Below are 20,076 nucleotides of genomic sequence, written 5' to 3' on the forward strand. Positions count from 1 at the left end.
GGCGCGTCTGCCTGTCTACCGTGACGCTCCTCGGCCAGGTTTTCACCGAGGAGAACGTGGACGACCTCCTCGGCCGCGCCGCGTACCGGACCCGCGCCGAGGTCGAGCACCTCGTCGCCTCCATCCAGGCGCGCGCCGCACCGCGCGCGGGGATCCGCGAGCTCCCGGAGCGCGAGCCCGCCCAGGCGAGGGCGCTGCCGCTCACGGCGCCGGACACTGGCGGGGAGCGCGCCGAGCCGTCGGACGGAGCACCCGCAGCGCCGGTGCCCGCGAGCCCGACAGACGGCGCGTCCCCGACAACCCGCGAAGTCCGGAACGAGAGACCGCGCCGGTCAGAGACCGTGGCGGCCACCGAGAGCCACTGGTCGCTCCGCGTCACCCTCGACCGCGCCTGCAAGGAGGACCTCGAGACGCTCCGGTGTCTTCTCTCGCACAAGATACCGGACGGCGACCTGGCGGCGGTGCTCGGCGAGGCGATCCGCTGCGCCATCGACAAGCACGGCAAGCGCAAGGGCGCGGTCGCGCCGGAGCGAAAGACGAAGCGCCCGGACCCGACCGCGGCGACGTCCCCGACGGCGACCTCCACGATCCCAGCGATAGTGCGCCGCGCGGTGTGGAAGCGCGACGGCGGGCGCTGCGCCTGGGTCGGTCCGGACGGGTGCCGTTGCAGCAGCCGCTGGAAGCTCGAGCTCGACCACATCCAACCCGCCGCGCTCGGCGGCGCCTCGACGATCGACAATCTACGGCTCGTCTGCCGAGCTCATAACCTGCTTCACGCCGAGAGGACCTTCGGACGCGAGCACATGGAGCGCTTCCGCCGCAACCCGGCAGACGGGCCGACGCCACAGGAGCGCGCCGGCGGGGCGCCCCCGCATCCCATCCAGCACCTGGGAGTGTGGGCGCCGTGGTTGGGCAGCCTCTGATGAGTGCCTGTAAGGCACATCGAGCAGCGCAGAGGCGAGTTCTGCCCGCCGCAGGCAGCCAGCGTGAGCCGCAGCAGGGATCAGCCCGGGCGGGCAGCGCCTTTCAGGAGCGCTCCCGCTCCGGCGCTCGCGCGGCCCGCCGCTCCGGCTTCCCCAGCGGGCCGGTGAGCGGCGGCCGGACCTCGAGGAGCGCGCCGCTCCGCGGTCGCCGCCCCCTCGGCGCCGGGGCCCGCGCCGAGACGCGGCGCAGGAACGCGACGAGGGCGCGCTCGGCCTCGTGGAGCCCACCGCCCCTCGCGAGGCCGAGGACGTCCCCCGGCGCGAGGCAGCGCGAGACGACCTCCCCGCGCGCGAAGCCGTCGAGGACCGCCGGGCTGATGTACGAGCCGCGCGCCACCGCGGGCGTGTTCCCGAGCCGCTGCGCGACCGCCTTCACCGCCGCCTGGGCCATCCGCTTGCGGCTCGTGCGCCCGGGCACGAGCTGGCGCGCACCCTCCGCGAGCGCGCTCGCGCAGAGCAGCGTCCCGGCCCAGGTCCGGAAGTCCTTCGCCGTGAAGGGGCCGCCCGCGGCCTCGCGGAGGTAGGCGTTGAGGTGGCGGCGGCGGACGTCCACGATCTCCCCGCCCTCGACGAACTTGAAGACGTCGCGGCCAGGCACGGCGAGGAGCGCGCGGACGAGGCGAGCGATCCGCCGGTCGTGGACCTCGCGAACCTGCCGCTGGCCCGACTTGCCGCGGTAGTCGAACACGACCCGGTCGCCCTGCACGCGCACGTGCCCGGGCCGCACGGTCGCGAGCCCGAAGCTCCGGTTCTCGCGCGCGTACGCCTCGCTGCCGGGACGCATCCAGGTCGCCTCGAGGATCCGCGTCATGCCGGCGAGCACGCGCTCGCGGCCGAGCCCGCGCCGCCGGAAGTCCCGCTCCACCCGCGCGCGCACCTTCGGCAGCGCCTGCGCGAAGCGGAGCAGGCGGCGGTACTTCGCGGCCGCCTGCCGGCGGACGAAGTCGGGGTGGTAGCGGTACTGCCAGCGGCCGGCCTTGTCCCGGCCGACGGCCTGGAGCTTCGCGCCGGGAGCCGGGCTCACGTGCACGTCGGTCCACGCGGGGGGCAGCCCTAGCGCCCGGATGCGCTCCACGTCCCCCGCCCCGGCGGGCCGCCCGTTCGCCTGCACGTAGCGAAAACCCTTCCGCGGCGTGCCGACGCGCCGGAGACCTTCGCGCTGGAGCCGATCGATCGCCCTCACCGGATCACCCGTAGGCACTGCGGGGACGGGGCGCCAGCGGAGGGGTGTCCGCGCGGGTCGATGGCGGGTCGATGGCGGGGGGAGGTCGGGTTGGAGGTCGAGGTCGAGGTCGAGGTCGAGGTCGGGGTCGAGGTCGGGGTCGAGGTCGGGGTCGAGGTCGGGGTCGACGTCGGGGTCGAGGTCGAGGTCGAGGTCGGGGTCGGGGTCGGGGTCGGGGTCGGGGTCGGGGTCGTCGGGGTCGAGGTCGAGGTCGGGGTCACGCCTCACGCCTCCGCGGCCCTCACCTCTCCCTCCCCTCCCTCCACCCGCGGTGCAGGCACCCCCAGCGACGCGGCGATGGCGCGCAGCACCTCGCCCTCCTCCGGGATCACCCGTCCGTCCGCCCCGGCGCACGCCTCGCACGCCGCGAGCACCCGCTCCTTCACCCGCGGGGCCGCCGCGTCGATCGCAGTGAGCGCCGCCTCGAGCCGCGCGGCGCCGACGCGGCCTCGCGGGAGGATCCGCCACGGACCGCTCGCCCCGAGCGCCGAGACGCCGGCGTCGAGGGCCGCCTGCGCGGACGGTCCTTCCGAGGAGCCGAGCCAGGCGAGGAGCGACAGGACCTCGAGGCACTCCACCTGCACGTCCTCGACGCTCCGTGCGCGCCCGCCGGATCGCGGCGCGCGCGGCACCACGCGGCGCGCAACGATCCGCTGGACGGCCCACTCGAACACGCTCGTGCGCCCATCCGCGGCGGCGAGCGCCCGGAGATCCCGGACGAGCGCCTCGCCGTCCGCCGGGGCGAGCCGCGTGAGCGCGGGCGCCGCGAGATCGAGGAGCGCCATGCGGCCCGCGCGATCCACTCCGGAGATCGCGGCGCCGAGCCGGCCCACCTCCGCCCGCAGCGCGGCCTCCTGGACCGAGGCGAGCTGGCCCGCCCGGGCGGTGTCGTCGCGGTCGACGAGGAGCGCGCGCGCAAGCGCGCCAGCGCTGGCGGGGGCCTGCGCCGCGACGGCGAGGGCGGGCGGGATCCCGGCGAGCAAGGCACGGGCGCGCACGACCTGCGGCGCGAGCGTCACCCCCGCCGTCGAGGGGGCGAACGCGGCCGCGAGGCGCTCCTCTTCGGCCGGCGGGACGGGCGGGAGCGCGGCGAGGAGTCGCGCCGCGAGGTGCGGCGCGATCCGCCGGATCCGCTCCTCGATGGGCGGGTGCGTCGCGAGGAGCCGGGAGGCGAGGCCGTCGGCGAAGAAGAGGTGGGCCGCCTCGGGCGCGGCCGGGCTGTGCAGCACCGATCCCTGGCGGGCGATCTTCGCGAGCGCGCCGGCGAGGCCGTCGGGGTTCCGCGTGAACTGCACCGCCTCCGCGTCGGCGAGGTGCTCGCGGGTCCGCGAGACGGCGAGCCGGATGAGGAGCCCGAAGAACGCCCCGACCGATCCCGCGGCCCATACGGCCACGCCGAGGAGCCCGAGGCCCACGACCGACCGGCGCGCGCGCAGGCGCACCCGCCCGTCGTCGCGCCCGAACCCGATGCGCACGAGGAAGCGCCCGGCGAGCGCGAGCCAGGTGAGCCCTCCGACGAGCGCCATGAGCTGGAGGTTCAGGCGCGTGTCGGAGTTCACGACGTGCGAGAGCTCGTGGGCGACGACGCCCTGCAGCTCGTCGCGCGTGAGCGCCTCGATCGCGCCGCGGGTGACGGCGACGACGGCGCGGTCGGGCGCGAACCCGGCCGCGAAGGCGTTGATCCCCTCCTCGCGCGCGAGGACGTACACCGTGGGTACGGGCACCCCCGCCGCGATCGCCATCTCCTCGACCACGTTCAGGAGCTGGCGCTCCGCGGGATCGGCCGTCCCGGCGTCGACGCGCGTACCGCCGAGGAGCTCCGCCACCGAGGCCCCGCCGCCGCTCGCGAGCCGGACGCCGTGGACGAGCGCCCCGCCCGCGGTGACGAGCGAGACGATCCCGGCGACGCCGAGGAGATCGCGCGTGCGGTCGGCCCCTGCGCGGACGAGCCCGAGCCCGAGCCCGGGGTGCAGGCCCAGCGCCAGCGTCGCGAGGCCGTACACGACCGCGATCGTGCCCACCCACGCGAGCGCGAACAGCAGCGCGAGCACCGCCGTCCGCCGCCGCGCCGCCGCCTGGGCGGCGAAGAAGTCGAGCGTCGCCCGGGACACGCGAGCCGAGCTACAGCGCGACGCGCACCGGCTCGCGCGCCTGCGGGCTCGAGAGCTCGAGCGGCCTCGCCTCGGGGAAGCCGCCCGCGACGACGGTGCCCGGGAACGTCTCCCGCGCGTTGTTGTAGTCCATCACCGCGTCGTTGTAGGCCTGCCGCGCGAACGCGACGCGGTTCTCGGTCGAGGTGAGCTCCTCGACGAGGCGCCCGACCGACTCGCTCGCCTTGAGGTCCGGGTACGCCTCGGCGACGGCGAGGAGCCGGGACAGCGGCCCGGCGAGGGCGCCCTCCGCCTGCGCGAGCCGCTCCATGGAGGCGCCGTCGCCGGGGTGCGCGGCGGCGGCGCGCGCGGCGACGACCGCCTGGTTGCGCGCCGCGACCACCGCCTCGAGCGTCCCCCGCTCGTGCGCCAGGTAGGCCCGCGTCGCCTCGACGAGGTTCGGGATGAGGTCGTATCGCCGCTGGAGCTGCACGTCGATCTGGCCGAATGCGTTCCGGAACGCGTTGCGCCGCGTGACGAGGCCGTTGTGCAGCATCACCCAGGCGACGGCGACCGCGGCGACGAGCGCGACGAGGACGAGTGCGGCCATGTTCCCTCCTCCGCGCGACGCGGGCGCGGTGACGGCCAGCATGGCACGAACGGGGAGGCCGCGCACGGAGCCGCGCGTCCCGTGTAACGGGGAGGCATGATGTCGGCGCCGCTCTCCGGAGGTCGCAGCCATGCCCACCGCCTTCGTCGCAGGTGCCACCGGCTACACGGGCCGTGAGGTCGTCCGCGCGCTCCGCGCGGCGGGCGTCCGGACCGTCGCGCACGTGCGGCCCGACTCGGTTCACGCCGGCGAGTGGCGCGCGCGCTTCGAGGCGCTCGGCGCGGAGGTGGACCTGACGCCCTGGGACGGACCGGCGATGGCGGCCGCCCTCGCCCGCGTGCGGCCGACGATCGTCTTCGCGCTCCTCGGGACCACGCGGCGCCGCGCGCGCGCCGCGGCGAGCCACGGCGCCTCGGAGAGCTACGCCTCCGTCGACTACGGGCTCACCCGGCTCCTCCTCGAGGCGGCGGTGACGAGCGGGGCCCGGCCGCGCTTCGTGTACCTCTCCGCCGCGGGCGTCCACGAGGGCACCCGCAACGCGTACCTCGCCGCGCGCGCCCGGCTCGAGCGCGACCTGCGCGCGAGCGGCCTGCCCTTCGTCGTCGCGCGGCCGCCGCTCGTGACCGGGCCGGACCGCGAGGAGCCGCGCCCGCTCGAGCGCGCCGCGGCGCTCGTCTCCGACGCCGCGCTCTCCGTCGCCGCCCTGCTCGGCGCGCGCCGGCTCGCCGCGCGCTGGCGATCGATCACCGGTGCCGCGCTCGCCGCCGCGCTCGTGCGCCTCGCGCTCGACCCAGGCGCCGAGGGGCGCGTCGTGGAGGGCGACGGGCTGCGCTGAACGCGCGAGCCTTCCCTCCGCCTTCGTACCGCTGGGGCCTCGCGCGACCGGACGAGCCCGGAGCGGGCGCGACGCACGGTCGCACGAGAGCCCGAGTCCACGTCGCGCCGCCCGCCCGGGGAGCGGCGAACGATTTGCGTTACGTGAAGAATCTGCATCATCTCGAAACAATCTGCGCGCGCGAACGCAATATCGTGCGTGCCCAATGAGGCGTGGCGAAACAACTGCGCCGCAAGTGATCCCGCCTCGGGAGCGCGCGCCTCGGGGTCGCACCCTGCGCGCCAATGCCCGCGCCGTCATTCGCGCAGATGGTGCACCTCACCGGTCGATATGCACCCCGCTCGACAGGTGACACGCGCGCTGCCCCCGTGCTCTTTTCGCCACGCCTGCGGCACCGGAAAACATTGCGAGCCCGCGACGGCTCCGGCCGAGCCGCCCCCTAGGAGATCAAACATGTCACGACGCGGATGGATCGTCGTCCTCGCCGGAACCGGCCTCAACCTCGCCCTGGGCATCCTCTACGCCTGGAGCGTCTTCTCGAAGCAGCTCGTCGAGTCCGTCGAGCGCGGCGGGTTCGGCTGGACGAAGACCGCCGCCACGCTCCCCTACACCGTCGCGATCGCCTGCTTCGCCCTGATGATGGTGCCGGCCGGCCGCCTGCAGGATCGGCTCGGGCCCCGCGTCGTCGCGTCGGCGGGCGGCGTGCTCACCGGGCTCGGCCTCATCGTCGCGAGCTTCGCCAGCTCCGGATCCACCTGGCCGGCGCTGCTCGGCTTCGGCCTCCTCGGCGGGACGGGCTTCGGCCTCGGCTACTCGGCGACGACGCCGGCCGCGGTGAAGTGGTTCCCGCCCGCGAAGAAGGGGCTCATCACCGGCATCGTGGTGGGCGGCTTCGGCCTCGCGCCGGTCTACATCGCGCCGCTCTCGAAGCACCTCATCGCCGCCTACGGCGTCGCCGGCGCGTTCCGCATCCTCGGGATCGCGTTCCTCGTGACGGCGACCGGCTTCGCGCAGCTCGTCGCGAACCCGCCCACGCCCCTCACGCCCGCGAAGGCGGCCGCGAAGGCCGGCGCGGGCCCCGACCGCACCTGGCAGGAGATGGTGCGGACGCCCACGTTCTGGTCGCTGTGGGTCCAGTACGCCTGCGCCGCGACCGCCGGCCTCATGATCATCGGCCACATGGCGAAGATCGTCGCGGTGCAGTCGCAGAACTCGATCCAGGTCGGGTTCGTGTTCGTCGCGCTGCTCGCCATCTTCAACGCGAGCGGCCGCATCGTGGCGGGGATCATCTCCGACTACATCGGCCGCGTGGTCACCATCGGCCTCGTCTGCGTCCTGCAGGCCGTGGCGATGATGTTCTTCGCGAGCTTCTCGACGATCGCGACGTTCATCGTCGGCTCGGCGGTGGTCGGGTTCAGCTACGGCGCGTGCCTCTCGCTCTTCCCGGCCACCGCGGCGGACAACTGGGGCACGAAGAACCTGGGCCTCAACTACGGCATCCTCTTCACGGCGTGGGGCGTGGGCGGCGTGCTCGGCCCGACGCTCGCCGGGAAGATCGCCGACCGGACCGGCTCGTACGCCAGCGCCTACGGCATGGCCGCGGTGCTGCTCCTCGTGGCGGTGGTGCTCGCGATGCTCAGCTACGTGAGCATCTCGGTGAGCATCCCGGAGAAGGAGGTCCGCATCCGGATCGGCCGCCGCGCGGCGAAGCGCGAGGAGACCCCCGCCGTCTTCCCGCCGCAGGCGCGGGCGATCGCCGGCGCGGACGCCCGTTCCATCTGATCCACGAGCCGCTCGCGCTCGAGCGGCCTCGAGGGAGCTCTGGCCGCTCGCCCGCCCCGGGCGAGCGGCTCTTCTTTTTTCCGGATCAGGCCGCCCGCACGACCACGCCGCTCGCGGTCTCCGCGAGCCGCAGCTCGGGGTGGAGCCGCTCCGCCGTGCGGAGCGCCCACTCGCGGTCGAAGAGCACGACGGGCCGATCGCGCACGTCGAGCACGAGGAGGCCCTCCACGCCGCTCGGGAAGTCGTCGACGTCGATGGCCTTGCCGTCGGCCCGGCTCACCCAGCGCGCGAGCTGGTAGGGCACCGCCTCGACGCGGACCTCGACCCCGTACTCCGCCTCGAGCCGGTACTTCACCACCTCGAACTGGAGCTGCCCGAGGGCGCCGAGCACGAGATCGCCCGCGCGGCCCGCCGGCGGCCGGTAGAGCTGGACCGTCCCCTCCTGCGCGAGCTGCTCGATCCCGCGCGCAAACTGCTTTCGGCGGAGCGGGTCCACGAGCGCGAGGCGCCGGAAGTGCTCGGGCGCGAAGCTCGGGATGCCCTCGAAGAGGAAGCGCGACCCGCCGGTGAGCGTGTCGCCGATCTCGAGCGCGCCGGTGTCGTGGATGCCGACGACGTCGCCCGGGTAGGACTCGTCGACGATGGTCCGGTCGCGCGCCATGAACTGCGTCGGCGTCGCGAGCCGCACCTCCTTGCCGGTGCGGACGTTGTGGACCTTCATGCCGCGCGTGAGCCTGCCGGAGCAGATGCGCAGGAAGGCGACGCGATCGCGGTGCGCCTTGTCCATGTTCGCCTGGATCTTGAAGACGAACCCGCTGAACTCCTCCTGCGCCGGCGCGACGGGTCCCTGGTCGGACTCGCGGGGGCGCGGCGGCGGCATGAGCTCGATGAAGGTGTCGAGGAACGCCTCGAGGCCGAAGTTGTTGACCGCGCTCCCGAAGAACATCGGCGAGAGCTCGCCCGCCTCGAAGCGCGCGCGGTCGAAGTCGTCGCCCGCCGCCTCGAGCAGCTCCGCGTCCTCCCGGAGCCGAGCGTAGCCCGCGTCGTCGAGCGCGTCGCGGACGGCGGGATCGTCGATGCCGCTGACCTCGACGGGCGGCCGCTCCGCCCCCACGCCCGAGGAGGACCCGGAGTGCGCCGGGTCGAAGAGGTACACCCGCCGCGCGACGCGGTGGTACACGCCCGCGAACGTGCCGCCGCGGAACACCGGCCAGGTGATGGGGTACACGCCGATGCCGAGCACGCTCTCGACCTCGCCGATGAGCTCGAACGGCTCGCGCCCGGGCCGATCCATCTTGTTCACGAAGGTGAAGATGGGGATGGCGCGCTGGCGGCAGACCCGGAACAGCTTGCGCGTCTGCGCCTCGACGCCCTTCGCCGAGTCGAGGAGCATCACCGCGCCGTCGACCGCGTGGAGGGTGCGGTAGGTGTCCTCGCTGAAGTCGGCGTGGCCGGGGGTGTCGAGCAGGTTCATCTGCATCCCGCGATATGGGAACTGCAGGACGCTCGTGGTGATGGAGATGCCGCGCTCGCGCTCCATCTCCATCCAGTCGCTCACCGCGTTGGCGCGGCCGCGCTTCGCCTTCACCGCCCCCGCGAGCTGGATGACGCCGCCGTAGAGGAGGAGCTTCTCGGTGAGCGTCGTCTTGCCCGCGTCGGGGTGGGAGATGATCGCGAACGTGCGCCGGCGGGCGGTCTCGTGCTGGACGGTCATGGTCGGGGGCGCGCGACCGGGCGGCCAGCGCGCCGGCGGGTCGTAACAGCCCGCGCCGCGCCCCGTCAAGGAGAGCGCTGCGCCGGCGGGCCGGCGGGCGCCGGCCCGGCCTGCCTCCCGACGAGCGGGAGCTCGGGGGGTGCGCCGCGGGCGGCCTCAGGGGGCCGCGAGCTCCTGCGCCGCGTCGTCGTAGACGAAGAGGCGACCGTAGCGCGCCCACGAGACGAACCGCTCGAACACCGCCTCGAAGTCCTCGCGCGGCGCGGCGATGGCGATGAGCTCGAGCACGAAGTCCCGCTCCACCCGGCCGGCGGGGCTCCGGGCGATCGCCTCCTGCACCTGCCGGAAGAGCCCGAGGCCGAGGAGCCGCTCTCGCCAGATCGCGCGCCGCTCCATGTCGGGCGCCCGGACGAAGCGCTGGCCGAGCGGCGCGAGCACCACCGCCCGGCGGGGCGTGTCGACCAGATCGAGGAGCTCGGCGGCGTTGACCGCGTTGATGGTCCGGTCGAACCGGCTGTCGGTCTCGGCGGCGATGCGGAACACGTCCTCCCGGCCGCCGCGCGCGTCCAGGTACTCGACGAGGCCGACCACCTCGCCCGCGCTCGCGTCCGGGAGAGCCTCGACCGGCGCCCCCGCGGCGGGCACGTCGGGCATCTCCATCCCGGTGATGACGTCGTGCAGCCGGTCGACGAGCTGCGTGAGCCCCGGCGAGCGGTAGTCCCGCGGGCGCGGGAGCGGGTCATCGATCACCGCGCGGACCCGGCCCGGGTTCGCGTCGAACACGACGATCCGATCGGCCATGTACACGACCTCGGGGATGTCGTGGCTCACGAGCACGACCGCGCTCGGATGCCGGTCCGCTGCCGCCCAGATGTCGAGGATCTCGGCGCGGAGCGCCTCGGCCGTGAGCGCGTCCACCTGGCTGAACGGCTCGTCCATGAACAGCAGCTCCGGCTCGAGCGAGAGCGCGCGGGCGGTGCCGACCCGCTGCTTCATCCCGCCGGAGAGCTCGCGCGGGTAGGCGTCCGCCACCTCCGCGAGGCCGACGAGCCGCAGCACGCGCTCGGTCCGTGCAGGGATCTCGGCAGGCGACGTCCCGGCGGCGCGGAGCACCTCCGTGACGTTCCGCGCCACGGTCATCCAGGGGAAGAGCGCCGCGCCCTGGAACATGAACCCCACCGCCGGGTTCACCCCGCGGAGCGGCGCGCCGCGGAAGCGCACCTCCCCTCGCGTGGGCGCGAGGAGCCCGGCGAGGACCCGCAGGAGAGTCGACTTCCCGCAGCCCGAGGGGCCGATGAGCGCGAGCACCTCGCCCGCGCGCACCTCGAGGTCCACGTCCTCGAGCACACGGCGCGCCGGCCCGTGCGGCTGCGGGAACTCGACGACGACCTTCCTGAGCTCGCAAAGGGGTCCGTTGGTGGCCATGCCCTCCCCTACCTCTGGACCGAGAAGCGCTCCTCGGCGATCCGCCCGAGCGGGCGCCACACGAGGCGGTTGAACACGACGACGGTGACCGCCATCACCGTCACCGCGGCGGCGAGGTCGGCGAGCCGCGCCTCCGCGGCGGCCCGGCTGATCGCAGCGCCGATCCCGGGCGCGACGAGGGTGTCCTTCCCGATCGCGACGTACTCCGAGACGATGCTCGCGTTCCAGGCGCCGCCCGCGGCGGTGACCCAGCCGGTGACGAGGTACGGGAACACCGCCGGCAGGTAGAGCGCGCGGAACCGCTGCCAGCGCCCGAGCCGGTAGGCGCGCGAGGCCTCCTCGAGATCGGCGGGCACGGCGCTCGCGCCGGCGATCACGTTGAAGAGCACGTACCACTGGGTGGCGAGCGTCATGAGGAGGACGCTGCCGGCGCCGAGGCCGACGCCCGCGGCGCGGAGCCCCAGGACCACCGCCGGGAAGAGCATCGGCGCCGGGAACGAGGCGACGACCTGGACCGCCGGCTGGAGCACGCGCGCGAGCCGCGGCGAGCGGCCGATCGCGACGCCGGCCGGCACGGCCCAGAGCGTCGCGAGCGCGACCGAGGCGAGCACGCGGCCGAGCGTGATCGCCGTCTCGCGGCCGACCCCGACCCACGCGGACACGCTCTCCGCCCGCAGGAGGTGGACGAGCCGCAGCCCGCCCGCCCCGAGCACGCCGAGCAGGAGGAGGAACGCCGCCGGCGAGGCGACCGACAGCGCCGCCGCGACCGCGCGCGGCGCGGGCCGGGGCGGTCGCGGTGGCCGTCGCCGGCCGCGGAGCGCGGCGCCGAGCCGCGAGCGGCGCAGGAGATCGTAGACCCAGGAGCGCGCCGGCAGGGCGCCGCCGCCCTCGTCCAGGCGGAACCGCTCCGACCACGCGACGAGCGGCCGCCACACGAGCTGGTCGAGCAGGACGACGAGGAGCGCCATGGCGACGACGCTCGCGACCATGGCGCCGCCGTCCCCGCGCTGGACGGCGACGCTCATGTACGCGCCGATCCCGGGGAGGCGGAAGTCCCGGTCGCCGAGCACGAAGGCCTCGCTCACCATGAGGAAGAACCAGCCGCCCGCCATGCTCATCATGCTGTTCCAGACGAGCCCGATCGCGGCCGCCGGCAGCTCGACCGCGCGGAAGCGCTGCCAGGCCGAGAAGCGTCCCCAGGTGGCGACCTCCGAGAGCTCCTTCGGCACGCTCCCCACCGAGCGGTAGAAGCTGAACGTCATGTTCCAGGCCTGCCCGGTGAAGATCATGAGGATCGCCGCGAGCTCGAGGCCCACGCTCGAGCGGGGGAACGCGGCGACGAGCGCGAGGACGAGCCCGGGCATGAACCCGAGGACCGGGATGCTCTGGAGCACGTCGAGGAGCGGGACGAGGACGCGCTCCGCGCGGCGATCCTTCGCGGCCCAGTAGCCATAGCCGATCGAGAAGGCGAGCGAGAGCGCGTAGGCCGCGACGCCGCGGAGGAGGGAGTAGAGCGCGTAGCGCGGGAGCGCAGCGACGGAGAGATCGATCTCGACGGCGGCGCGGAGCCCGCCGCCGGACCGGTGGCCGAGCCGCACGAGCCCGATCGCCGCGGCGGCGACGGCGAGGAGGAGCGCCGCGTCCACGACGCTCGGCCGGCGCGATCGGTCGAGGAGCGCGCTCGCCGCGCCGAACACCCGGTTCACCCGCTCCCGCATCCTCATCCTGCGCGCCGTTCACGGCCGCGCCTCGCGGCCATCAAGGCACGAGACGGTGCGTGCGTCCCCGCCCCTGCCGGGAGGTGGCACCGCACGGGTCCGCGCGGCATCTCGTCCGCCGTGCCCACGCCCGCCACGCCCGAAGCGCTCGACCGCATCTACGCCGACATGGTCGCGTTCACGCGCGCCACCCAGGACGCCCTGTGCCGCGAGCTCGAGCAGGTCGACGGCGCGGCGCGCTTCCGGGAGGACGCGTGGGAGCGGCCGGGCGGCGGCGGCGGGATCTCCCGCGTGCTCCAGGACGGGGCCGTGTTCGAGAAGGCGGGGGTGAGCTTCTCGGACGTGCACGGAGCGCTCTCCCCCGACTTCGCTCGCAGGGTGGGCGGCGAAGGCGTCGCGTTCGCCGCGACCGGGCTGTCGGTCGTGATCCACCCGCAGAGCCCGATGGTGCCGACCGCGCACATGAACGTCCGGATGATCCGGCGGGGGGAGGCAGGCTGGTTCGGCGGCGGGGCGGACCTCACGCCCTACTACCTGTTCGACGAGGACTGCGTCCATTTCCACCGCCTGATGCGCGAGGCCTGCGAGCGGCACGCGCCGGGGAGCCACGCGCGGCACAAGCGCGCCGCGGACGCCTACTTCCACCTGCGCCACCGCGGCGAGCACCGCGGCGTGGGCGGGATCTTCTTCGAGGACACGGGGGGCCCGCTCGAGCGGGACCTCGGGTTCGCGAAGGACGTCGCGTCCGCCTTCGTCGCGGCCTACCTGCCCATCGTCGACCGGCGCCGCGCCGAGCCGTACGGCGAGGACGAGCGGCGCTGGCAGGAGATCCGCCGCGGACGCTACGTGGAGTTCAACCTCGTGCTCGACCGCGGGACGGTGTTCGGGCTCGAGACCGGCGGGCGCACCGAGTCGATCCTCATGTCGCTGCCGCCCCGGGTTCGCTGGGTGTACGGCCACGAGCCCGCGCCGGGCAGCCGCGAGGCGGCCCTCCTCGAGGTGCTCCGGACGCCGCGCGACTGGGTGTGATCGGAGGGCGCGCGCGGGACGCGCGACGCTGTGTGCGGCGGTGCGCTGCGGTGGTCGCGCCGCGCCCCCGATATCCCGCCGCGCCGCGCCGGCGCGCGCGCCACGCCTTTCGCGGACTTGCCCGGCGACGCGGCTTCCCCGTAGCGTGGGCTCGCCCGGCCGCCCGGCCGGTGCCGCTCGCCGGAGAATCCCGCATGACGCGCCGCTCGCTGCCCCTCCTCGCCCTTTCCCTGGCCCTCGCCCTCGCGTGCGCCGCGCACGAGAAGTCCGGCGATCGCGCCGCCGCCCTGGGCGACTGGAAGACCGCCGAGCGCGAGTACGCCGCGGCGGTGCGCAAGGATCCCGAGAAGAAGGAGCTCCAGGACAAGTACCGGCAGGCGCGGGCGGCCGCGCTCGAGGACGCGACGAAGCGCGCGCAGGCGTGCGTCGCCGCGCGCGACTGGGAGTGTGCGTTCTCCGAGTCCGACTACGCGCTCGCGCTCGAGCCGACGAGCGCGGCGCTCGCCACGCTGCGGCGTGACTCCGGCCGTGAGGTGGGCTACCTCCGGCTCCGGCGCGCGCAGGAGTCGGCGAGCGGGCGCGACTGGGCCACGGCGCTGCAGCTCGTCGAGGGCGCGCGCGCGGCGACGGACGATCTCGGCGTCGCGGCGGAGGCCCGGCGCGTGGAGCCCGGCGTCGTGCGCGGCGCGGTCGACGCGGCGGAGCGCCACCGCGCGGCCCGCCAGTTCCCCGAGGCCATCGACCTCCTCGCCCGCGCGGCGCGGGTGGACGCGAGCGTCACGCCCCGGCTCGACGCGGTGCGCGCCGAGCACGAGCGCTGGAAGGACGCCGAGGCGGAGCGGTACGCGACCGAGGGTGACGCGCTCCTCGCGAAGCGACGCTTCGCGGACGCGAAGGCGAGCTATGACGCGGCGCTGAAGCTCCGTCCGAACGGCCGCGCCCAGCCCCGCGCGCGCTGCGCCGCGCTCCTCGCCCAGGGCGACGAGGCCCTGCGCCGGCGGGACTTCGCCGGCGCCGAGAAGGCGTTCGCGGAGGCCGCAGCGCTCGAGGTGGACGGCGGCATCGCCCTCGCCGAGCTCGACCGCGTCAAGGTGCGCCCGTACGCGGTGCGGCTCCGCTCCGTCCTCGTCCGCCCCACGCGGCCCGACGGCTGGCCCTGGGCGGGCGGCCGAACCCGCGAGCTCGACCGGGCGGTCGCGCGGCTCACGACGTACCGGGAGGGCAGCGGCCCGGCCGCCGTCGCGCTCGACCTCGCGCGCCGAATCCCGCACGCCAACCAGCCGAACCTCGTCGTGACGCTCGCCCTCCCCGACGGCCGCGCCTTCCAGAGCGCGCCCCGGCGCGGCGTCTACGCGCTGCTCGAGGGCAGCGTCGTCGTGGCGGCGAACGCCTACGACGACCGGACGATCTCGCTGCGCGTGGTGAGCGACGAGGGCGGCGGGCGGATGACCGACGTCGGCCTCCTCACGTTCCGGCTGGCGGACCTCGTGGCGAACGGCGAGGTGGCGCTCTCGGACGGCTCGGTGACGGAGCTGCGGATCGAGGCTGACGTCGCGGACCGGCCCGACGGAACGGTCACGGGGCTCACCCAGATCGGCGGCCCGGTCGCGCCGGCCGGGCAGCAGGGTCAGCCGGCCCGACCGGCCCCGCCCTCCGCTCGCTAGCGCGGAGCCCGGTCGATCGGGTCGCGTCACGAGGCGCGCGACGGCGTCGGCGATCCGGGCACCTGACGACCGAGCAGCGCAGGCGGGCCACCGAGGCCCGTCGAGCAGCGCAGGGACTGCGTCAGTCGAGGCGCCGGACCATGCAGACCGCGCTCGCCGGGCAGAGGGCGGCGAACTCCGCGCTCGCGCGGACCGCCGCGGGCACGTTGCTCCGATCGATCCGGGCGTAGCCCGCCCGCGCGAACAGGCCCTCCGCGGTGGTGGTGAGCAGGTACACGGTCCCGACGCCGAGCTCCCGCGCCCGCTCGAGCGCGCGGGCGTGCAGCGCCTCGCCGATCCCCTCTCCCCGCCGTGACGGCACGACCGCGAGGGAGCGGAGGAGGACGTCGTCCCCGTAGCGCTCGAGCGCGACGCAGCCCACGAGCGCGCCGCTCGGCGCCCGCGCCACGAGGAAGAGCTGGTTCGGCGCGCCCACGTCGGCCTCCGGGAGCCGGGCCTCGGTGAGGAGCGCGCGGAGGCGCGGGAGATCCGCCGGCTCGGCGTCGTCGAAGTGCACGTCCATGTCCCTCTCCCGGTCGATCATCGAGACAGCCCTCTCGCGGCGCGGCTCGGGATCCGCGCGATGAACACGAGGCCGGCGAGCATCACCGCGGCCATCGCGGCGAGCGCGTACCCGGGGACGGTCAGGGCGAACGTCGCGTACGCGAGGCTCGCCGCCATCGAGCCCGCCGCGACGAGCTTCACCCAGAACGGCAGCGCCCGCTCCCGCTGCCAGCGCTGCAGGGGAGGGCCGAACACGCGGTGGTGGTAGAGCCAGCGGTGGAACCGCTCCGAGCTCGACGAGAAGGCCCAGAGCGCCACGAGCATGAACGGCGTGGTCGGGACGAGCGGGAGCACCGCCCCGACGACGCCGAGGACGAAGCAGGTCCAGCCGAGGGCGAGCAGGGCCCAGCGGCGGTGGGCGCGCGGGCGGGGCGTCGCGGGGTCGGGGGCGTACGCGGGCACGGCCATGTACTTGGCCGAGGATGGGCGGGGGCGCAAGGGGATGCAGCGGTTATGCTACCCACGATGCCCGACCCGCTCGATCCCATCGCCCGCTTCCACGCGGTCCTCGCCCGCGCCGCCGGCGCCTCCGGCGACGACCCCACCGCGGCGGCCCTCGCGACCGCCGACGCGAGCGGGAGGCCTTCGGTCCGGATCGTCCTCGTGAAGGAGGCCGGCGCGGAGGGGTTCGCGTTCTTCACGAACCGGGAGAGCCGCAAGGGGCGCGAGCTGGCGGCGAACCCGCGCGCGGCGCTCTGCTTCCACTGGCCGGCGATCGGCGAGCAGGTGCGCGCGGAGGGCGCGGTCGCCCTCCTCGACGACGCCGCCTCGGACGCGTACTTCGCCACGCGCCCGCGCGCGAGCCAGCTCGGCGCGTGGGCCTCCCGGCAGAGCGCGCCGCTCGAGTCGCGCGCCGCGCTCGAGGAGGCGGTCCGTTCCGTCGAGGCGCGCTTCTCCGGCGGGGAAGTCCCCCGGCCGCCGTTCTGGGGCGGCTACCTCCTGCGGCCGGACCGGATCGAGTTCTGGACGAGCGCGGACGGCCGGCTCCACCACCGGACGCTGTTCACGCGCGCCGCGGAAGGCTGGACGACGTCGCTCCTCAACCCCTGACCGGAGGTCCCCATGCCGCTCTACGCGCTCGTCTACGACACCGTCCCCGACTACCTCGCACGGCGCCCGCAGTTCCGGGCGGAGCACCTCGCGGCCGCCGAGCGCGCGCACCGCGAGGGCAAGCTCCTCCTCGCCGGCGCGTTCGATCCCCCGGACGCGGCGCTGCTCGTGTTCCGCGGCGACGGCCCCGAGGGCGCCGAGGCGTTCGCGCGGGCCGACCCGTACGTCCGGAACGGGCTCGTCGCCTCCTGGCGCGTGCGCGAGTGGAAGGTGGTCCTCGGCGCGCTCGGCTGAGCGGCGCCGCGCGGGCGCCTCGGGTGCCGTGACGAACCGAGGGGGTCGGGTCGGCCCTCGCGTCCCTCCCCGGGCCGCACCCGCGGGATGCCCCACCCGCCGGGTCCAGCCCAATTACGCTCCCCGCGTGCTCCCGTCCCTCCGCGCGCTCGCCCCGCTCCTCCTCTGCGCCGCCCTGGCGGCCGGGTGCCGGGCTCGCGAGGACACCCGGTCCGCCGATCGCCTCGTCCTGCGCTACCAGCCGCTCGGGCCCGACCCGGCCCCGTTCCGCGCCCTCGTCGCGGCGTTCGAGCGGGAGAGCGGCGTCGAGGTCGAGGTGCAGGCGCTGCCGAACGCGGCGGATCTCGCTCACCAGCTCCTCGTCACCTCGCTCGGTGCGGGCGGCCAGGACGTCGACGTGTTCGTCCTCGACGTCGTCTGGGTGGCGGAGCTCGCGCGGGCCGGGTGGCTCGCGGATCTCTCGGACGCGTTCCCGCCCGCGCGCGTGCGCGAGGAGTTCCTCGCCGGCCCCGCCGGCGCCGTGGTGCAGGGCGGCCGGACGTTCGCGGTGCCCTGGTACGTGGACGTGGGGCTCCTCTACTACCGCAAGGACCTCGTGCCGGAGCCGCCGCGCACGTACGCGGCCCTCGCGGCGGCGATCCGCGCCGCGCGGGCGGAGGCCCCCGGGATCGCAGGCTTCCTGTGGCAGGGCCGCCAGTACGAGGGGCTCTCCTGCAACTTCTTCGAGGCGCTGTGGGGGCACGGCGGCGCGGCGCTCGACGGCGATCGGCTGCGGCTCGACACGCCCGCCGCGCGCGAGGCGCTGGGCCATCTGCGCCGGCTCGTCGCCGACGGGCTCTCGCCGCGGTCGGTGGTCACCGCCGCAGAGGAGGACGCGCGGCGGGCGTTCCAGGAGGGCCGCGCCGTGTTCATGCGCAACTGGCCCTACGCGTGGCCGCTCCTGCAGGATCCCGCCTCGAAGGTCCGCGGCAAGGTGGGCGTCGCGCCGCTCCCCGGCGCGGACGGCCCCGCGCCCGGGGCGCTCGGGGGATGGCAGCTCGCGGTCTCCTCGCGCGCGCCGGCCGCGCGGCGCGCCGCGGCGATCCGGCTCGTCGCGCACCTCACCTCTCCCGACGCCAACGCCGTCCTCGCGATCGCCTACGGCCGGAACCCGGCGCGGCATGCGTCGTACGAGGACCCGCGCATCCGCGCGGAGGCGCCGTTCATCGCCGCGCTCCTCCCGCGCGTCGAGGCGGCGCGCGCGCGCCCGGTCACGCCGTACTACATGCTCGCCGCCGACGCGCTGCAGGGAGAGCTCTCCGCGGCGGTGTCGGGGCTGCGCTCGCCCGCGGAGGCGCTCGCGCGGGCGCAGGCGCAGGCGGACGCGATCGCCGGGGTGGAGCGGTGAGCGCGCGAGGGGAGCGGCGCCTGGGCGCCGCGCTCGTCGCCCCCGCGGGCGCGGCGCTGGCGCTCGTCGCGCTCGGCCCGCTCCTCGCCACGGCCTGGCTCTCGCTCCGGCACCGCGTCCCGGTGCTCGGGGAGGATCGCTTCGTCGGGCTCGCGAACTACGGCGCGCTCGCGCACGACGCGCGCTTCCTCGGCGCGCTCGCGAACACCGCGTACTTCACCGCCCTCGCGGTCGCCCTGGAGCTCGTCCTCGCGCTCCCGCTGGCGCTCGCGCTCCACCACGCCGGACGGGGCCGCGGCGGGATCCGCGCGGCGGTGCTCGTCCCCTGGATCCTGCCCACCGTCGTCGCGGCGAAGCTCTGGGCCCTCCTCCTCCAGCCGGACCTCGGCCTCCTCGCCCGGATCTGGCCCGACGGCGCGGGGGCGGTGCTCACCCGGCCCCGGCTCGCCCTGCACGCGGCGATCTTCGTGGACGTCTGGAAGACGACGCCCTTCGTCGCCCTCCTCCTCCTCGCCGGCCTGCAGGCGATCCCGGAGGACCTCGCCCGCGCGGCGCGGGTGGACGGCGCGTCCGCGCTCCGCGTGTTCCGCTCGATCACGCTGCCGCTCCTGCGCCCGGCGATCCTCCTCGCCCTCCTGTTCCGCAGCCTCGACGCCTTCCGGGTGTTCGACGTCGTCTTCGTCCTCACCGAGGGCGGACCCGGCCACACGACCGAGCCGCTCTCGCTCTACGCGTACCGGACCCTCCTCCGCGCCGGCAGCTTCGGGCTCGGCGCGGCGATCTCGCTCGTCACGTTCCTGTGCGTGGTGGCGATCGGGCTCGCGTGGCTCTCCGCCCTCGGCGAGCGGCGTCCCGCGGAGGCGCCATGAGCCCGCGCACCGCCTGGACGATCGCCCTCCCCTACCTCGCGTTCTTCCTCCTGCCCCTCGGCTGGCTCGCGCTCACCTCCTTCTGGCCCGACGCCGAGCTCGCCCGGCCCCTCCCCTCTCACCTCACGCTCGAGAACCACGCCGCCGCGCTCGCCGGCGGCGGCCTCGCGCGCGCCGTCCTGAACTCGCTCCTCGTGAGCGGCGCGACCGCGGCGCTCGCCCTCGCGCTCGCCGCCCCGGCCGCGTTCGCCATCGCCCGGCTCGGCGTGCGCGGCGGCCGCGCGCTCCTGGCTGCCGCGCTCGCCGTCTCCATGTTCCCGCCCATCGCCACCGCGGCCCCGCTCTACGCCGCGCTCAGGGCCGCGCGGCTCCTCGACACCCTCCCCGGCCTCGTCCTGCCCTACACGAGCTTCTCCGTGCCCCTCGCGCTCTGGCTCGTCACCGGCACCTTCCGCGCCCTCCCCCTGGAGCTCTACCGCGCCGCCCGCGTGGACGGGTGCACGCCGCTCGGCGCGTTCCGCCGGGTGCTCCTCCCGCTCGCCGCGCCCGGCGTCGCGACCGCGGGGCTCCTCGTGTTCGTCTTCGCCTGGAACGAGCTCCTCTACGCCGTGACGTTCCTCACCTCGCCCTCGCGCCGCACCGTGCCGGTCGCGCTCGCGCTCTTCGGCGGGGAGTTCCGGGACCCGTTCGTCGTCCTCGCCGCGGCGTCGATGCTCGCCACCGTGCCGGTCGTCGCCATCGCGGTCCTGTTCCAGCGGCGGGTCGTGGCGGGGCTCACGGCCGGCGCGGTGAAGGGGTGAG

General features: G+C 75.6%; 18 protein-coding genes. 10 read left to right on the forward strand and 8 right to left on the reverse strand.

Annotated elements, in window-relative coordinates; translation table 11 throughout:
* Positions 1 to 923, forward strand: a 923-nt coding sequence (locus MNY62_RS00825; RefSeq protein ID WP_242342189.1) for an HNH endonuclease, incomplete at its 5' end; no start/stop codon positions are given.
* A 103-nt stretch (positions 924 to 1,026) separates the two neighbouring features.
* On the opposite strand, the gene MNY62_RS00830 is transcribed toward MNY62_RS00825, so the two are convergent.
* From MNY62_RS00830 to MNY62_RS00840, 3 genes are read right to left on the reverse strand one after another with little or no spacing between them, the layout of a single operon-like run.
* Entirely contained in the window at positions 1,027 to 2,433 is a 1,407-nt protein-coding gene (locus MNY62_RS00830; RefSeq protein ID WP_242342190.1) for a DNA topoisomerase IB, read from the reverse strand.
* Positions 2,430 to 4,316 carry a M48 family metallopeptidase gene (locus MNY62_RS00835; RefSeq protein ID WP_242342191.1) on the reverse strand — a complete coding sequence of 629 codons (1,887 nt, stop codon included), beginning with the start codon at positions 4,314 to 4,316 and terminating at the stop codon, positions 2,430 to 2,432. The genes MNY62_RS00830 and MNY62_RS00835 overlap by 4 nt, the downstream gene beginning before the upstream one ends.
* Before the next feature lie 10 nt (positions 4,317 to 4,326).
* Complete coding sequence (locus MNY62_RS00840; RefSeq protein ID WP_242342192.1) at positions 4,327 to 4,905, reverse strand: LemA family protein; 579 nt, start codon at positions 4,903 to 4,905, stop codon at positions 4,327 to 4,329.
* A 130-nt stretch (positions 4,906 to 5,035) separates the two neighbouring features.
* Between MNY62_RS00840 and MNY62_RS00845 the strand changes: the two genes are divergently transcribed.
* Entirely contained in the window at positions 5,036 to 5,740 is a 705-nt protein-coding gene (locus MNY62_RS00845; RefSeq protein WP_242342193.1) for an SDR family oxidoreductase, read from the forward strand.
* Positions 5,741 to 6,193: 453 nt separating this feature from the next.
* Complete coding sequence (locus tag MNY62_RS00850; RefSeq protein WP_242342194.1) at positions 6,194 to 7,522, forward strand: L-lactate MFS transporter; 1,329 nt, start codon at positions 6,194 to 6,196, stop codon at positions 7,520 to 7,522.
* 85 nt (positions 7,523 to 7,607) lie between these two features.
* On the opposite strand, the gene MNY62_RS00855 is transcribed toward MNY62_RS00850, so the two are convergent.
* The 3 genes from MNY62_RS00855 to MNY62_RS00865 all read right to left on the reverse strand — a co-directional run bounded on the left by MNY62_RS00855 (position 7,608) and on the right by MNY62_RS00865 (position 12,367).
* The gene (locus MNY62_RS00855) at positions 7,608 to 9,236 is read right to left on the reverse strand and encodes a peptide chain release factor 3 (protein ID WP_242342195.1); all 1,629 of its coding nucleotides are present in this window, start codon (positions 9,234 to 9,236) and stop codon (positions 7,608 to 7,610) included.
* A 156-nt stretch (positions 9,237 to 9,392) separates the two neighbouring features.
* The gene (locus tag MNY62_RS00860) at positions 9,393 to 10,661 is read right to left on the reverse strand and encodes an ABC transporter ATP-binding protein (RefSeq protein ID WP_242342196.1); all 1,269 of its coding nucleotides are present in this window, start codon (positions 10,659 to 10,661) and stop codon (positions 9,393 to 9,395) included.
* Positions 10,662 to 10,669: 8 nt separating this feature from the next.
* The gene (locus MNY62_RS00865; RefSeq protein WP_242342197.1) at positions 10,670 to 12,367 is read right to left on the reverse strand and encodes an ABC transporter permease subunit; all 1,698 of its coding nucleotides are present in this window, start codon (positions 12,365 to 12,367) and stop codon (positions 10,670 to 10,672) included.
* A 180-nt stretch (positions 12,368 to 12,547) separates the two neighbouring features.
* Here MNY62_RS00865 and hemF point away from each other — a divergent pair, with 180 nt between their 5' ends.
* A complete protein-coding gene (gene hemF / locus MNY62_RS00870; protein WP_242342356.1) occupies positions 12,548 to 13,408 on the forward strand; it encodes an oxygen-dependent coproporphyrinogen oxidase in 861 nt (286 codons plus the stop codon).
* 194 nt (positions 13,409 to 13,602) lie between these two features.
* Entirely contained in the window at positions 13,603 to 15,072 is a 1,470-nt protein-coding gene (locus MNY62_RS00875) for a hypothetical protein (protein WP_242342198.1), read from the forward strand.
* Between the two features lie 121 nt (positions 15,073 to 15,193).
* On the opposite strand, the gene arsN2 is transcribed toward MNY62_RS00875, so the two are convergent.
* Together arsN2 and MNY62_RS00885 are read right to left on the reverse strand one after the other, a co-directional pair.
* Positions 15,194 to 15,655, reverse strand: coding sequence for an arsenic resistance N-acetyltransferase ArsN2 (arsN2, locus tag MNY62_RS00880; protein ID WP_242342199.1), 462 nt, complete (start codon positions 15,653 to 15,655; stop codon positions 15,194 to 15,196).
* Complete coding sequence (locus MNY62_RS00885; RefSeq protein ID WP_242342200.1) at positions 15,652 to 16,077, reverse strand: YbaN family protein; 426 nt, start codon at positions 16,075 to 16,077, stop codon at positions 15,652 to 15,654. Before MNY62_RS00885 ends, arsN2 begins: the two co-directional genes overlap by 4 nt.
* Before the next feature lie 51 nt (positions 16,078 to 16,128).
* Between MNY62_RS00885 and pdxH the strand changes: the two genes are divergently transcribed.
* The 5 genes from pdxH to MNY62_RS00910 all read left to right on the forward strand — a co-directional run bounded on the left by pdxH (position 16,129) and on the right by MNY62_RS00910 (position 20,075).
* On the forward strand, positions 16,129 to 16,725 hold the full coding sequence (pdxH, locus tag MNY62_RS00890) for a pyridoxamine 5'-phosphate oxidase (RefSeq protein WP_408628809.1): 597 nt from the start codon (positions 16,129 to 16,131) through the stop codon (positions 16,723 to 16,725).
* 12 nt (positions 16,726 to 16,737) lie between these two features.
* Positions 16,738 to 17,019, forward strand: coding sequence for a YciI-like protein (locus tag MNY62_RS00895; protein WP_242342202.1), 282 nt, complete (start codon positions 16,738 to 16,740; stop codon positions 17,017 to 17,019).
* Positions 17,020 to 17,146: 127 nt separating this feature from the next.
* Positions 17,147 to 18,406 (forward strand): ABC transporter substrate-binding protein, encoded by a 1,260-nt coding sequence (locus tag MNY62_RS00900; RefSeq protein WP_242342203.1) that lies wholly within the window; start codon positions 17,147 to 17,149, stop codon positions 18,404 to 18,406.
* On the forward strand, positions 18,403 to 19,275 hold the full coding sequence (locus MNY62_RS00905) for a carbohydrate ABC transporter permease (RefSeq protein ID WP_242342204.1): 873 nt from the start codon (positions 18,403 to 18,405) through the stop codon (positions 19,273 to 19,275). Before MNY62_RS00900 ends, MNY62_RS00905 begins: the two co-directional genes overlap by 4 nt.
* Positions 19,272 to 20,075 (forward strand): carbohydrate ABC transporter permease, encoded by an 804-nt coding sequence (locus MNY62_RS00910; protein WP_242342205.1) that lies wholly within the window; start codon positions 19,272 to 19,274, stop codon positions 20,073 to 20,075. Before MNY62_RS00905 ends, MNY62_RS00910 begins: the two co-directional genes overlap by 4 nt.
* Position 20,076 lies beyond the last annotated feature (1 nt).

Source organism: Anaeromyxobacter terrae, from assembly GCF_022690685.1.
Taxonomy (GTDB): Bacteria; Myxococcota; Myxococcia; order Myxococcales; family Anaeromyxobacteraceae; genus Anaeromyxobacter; species Anaeromyxobacter terrae.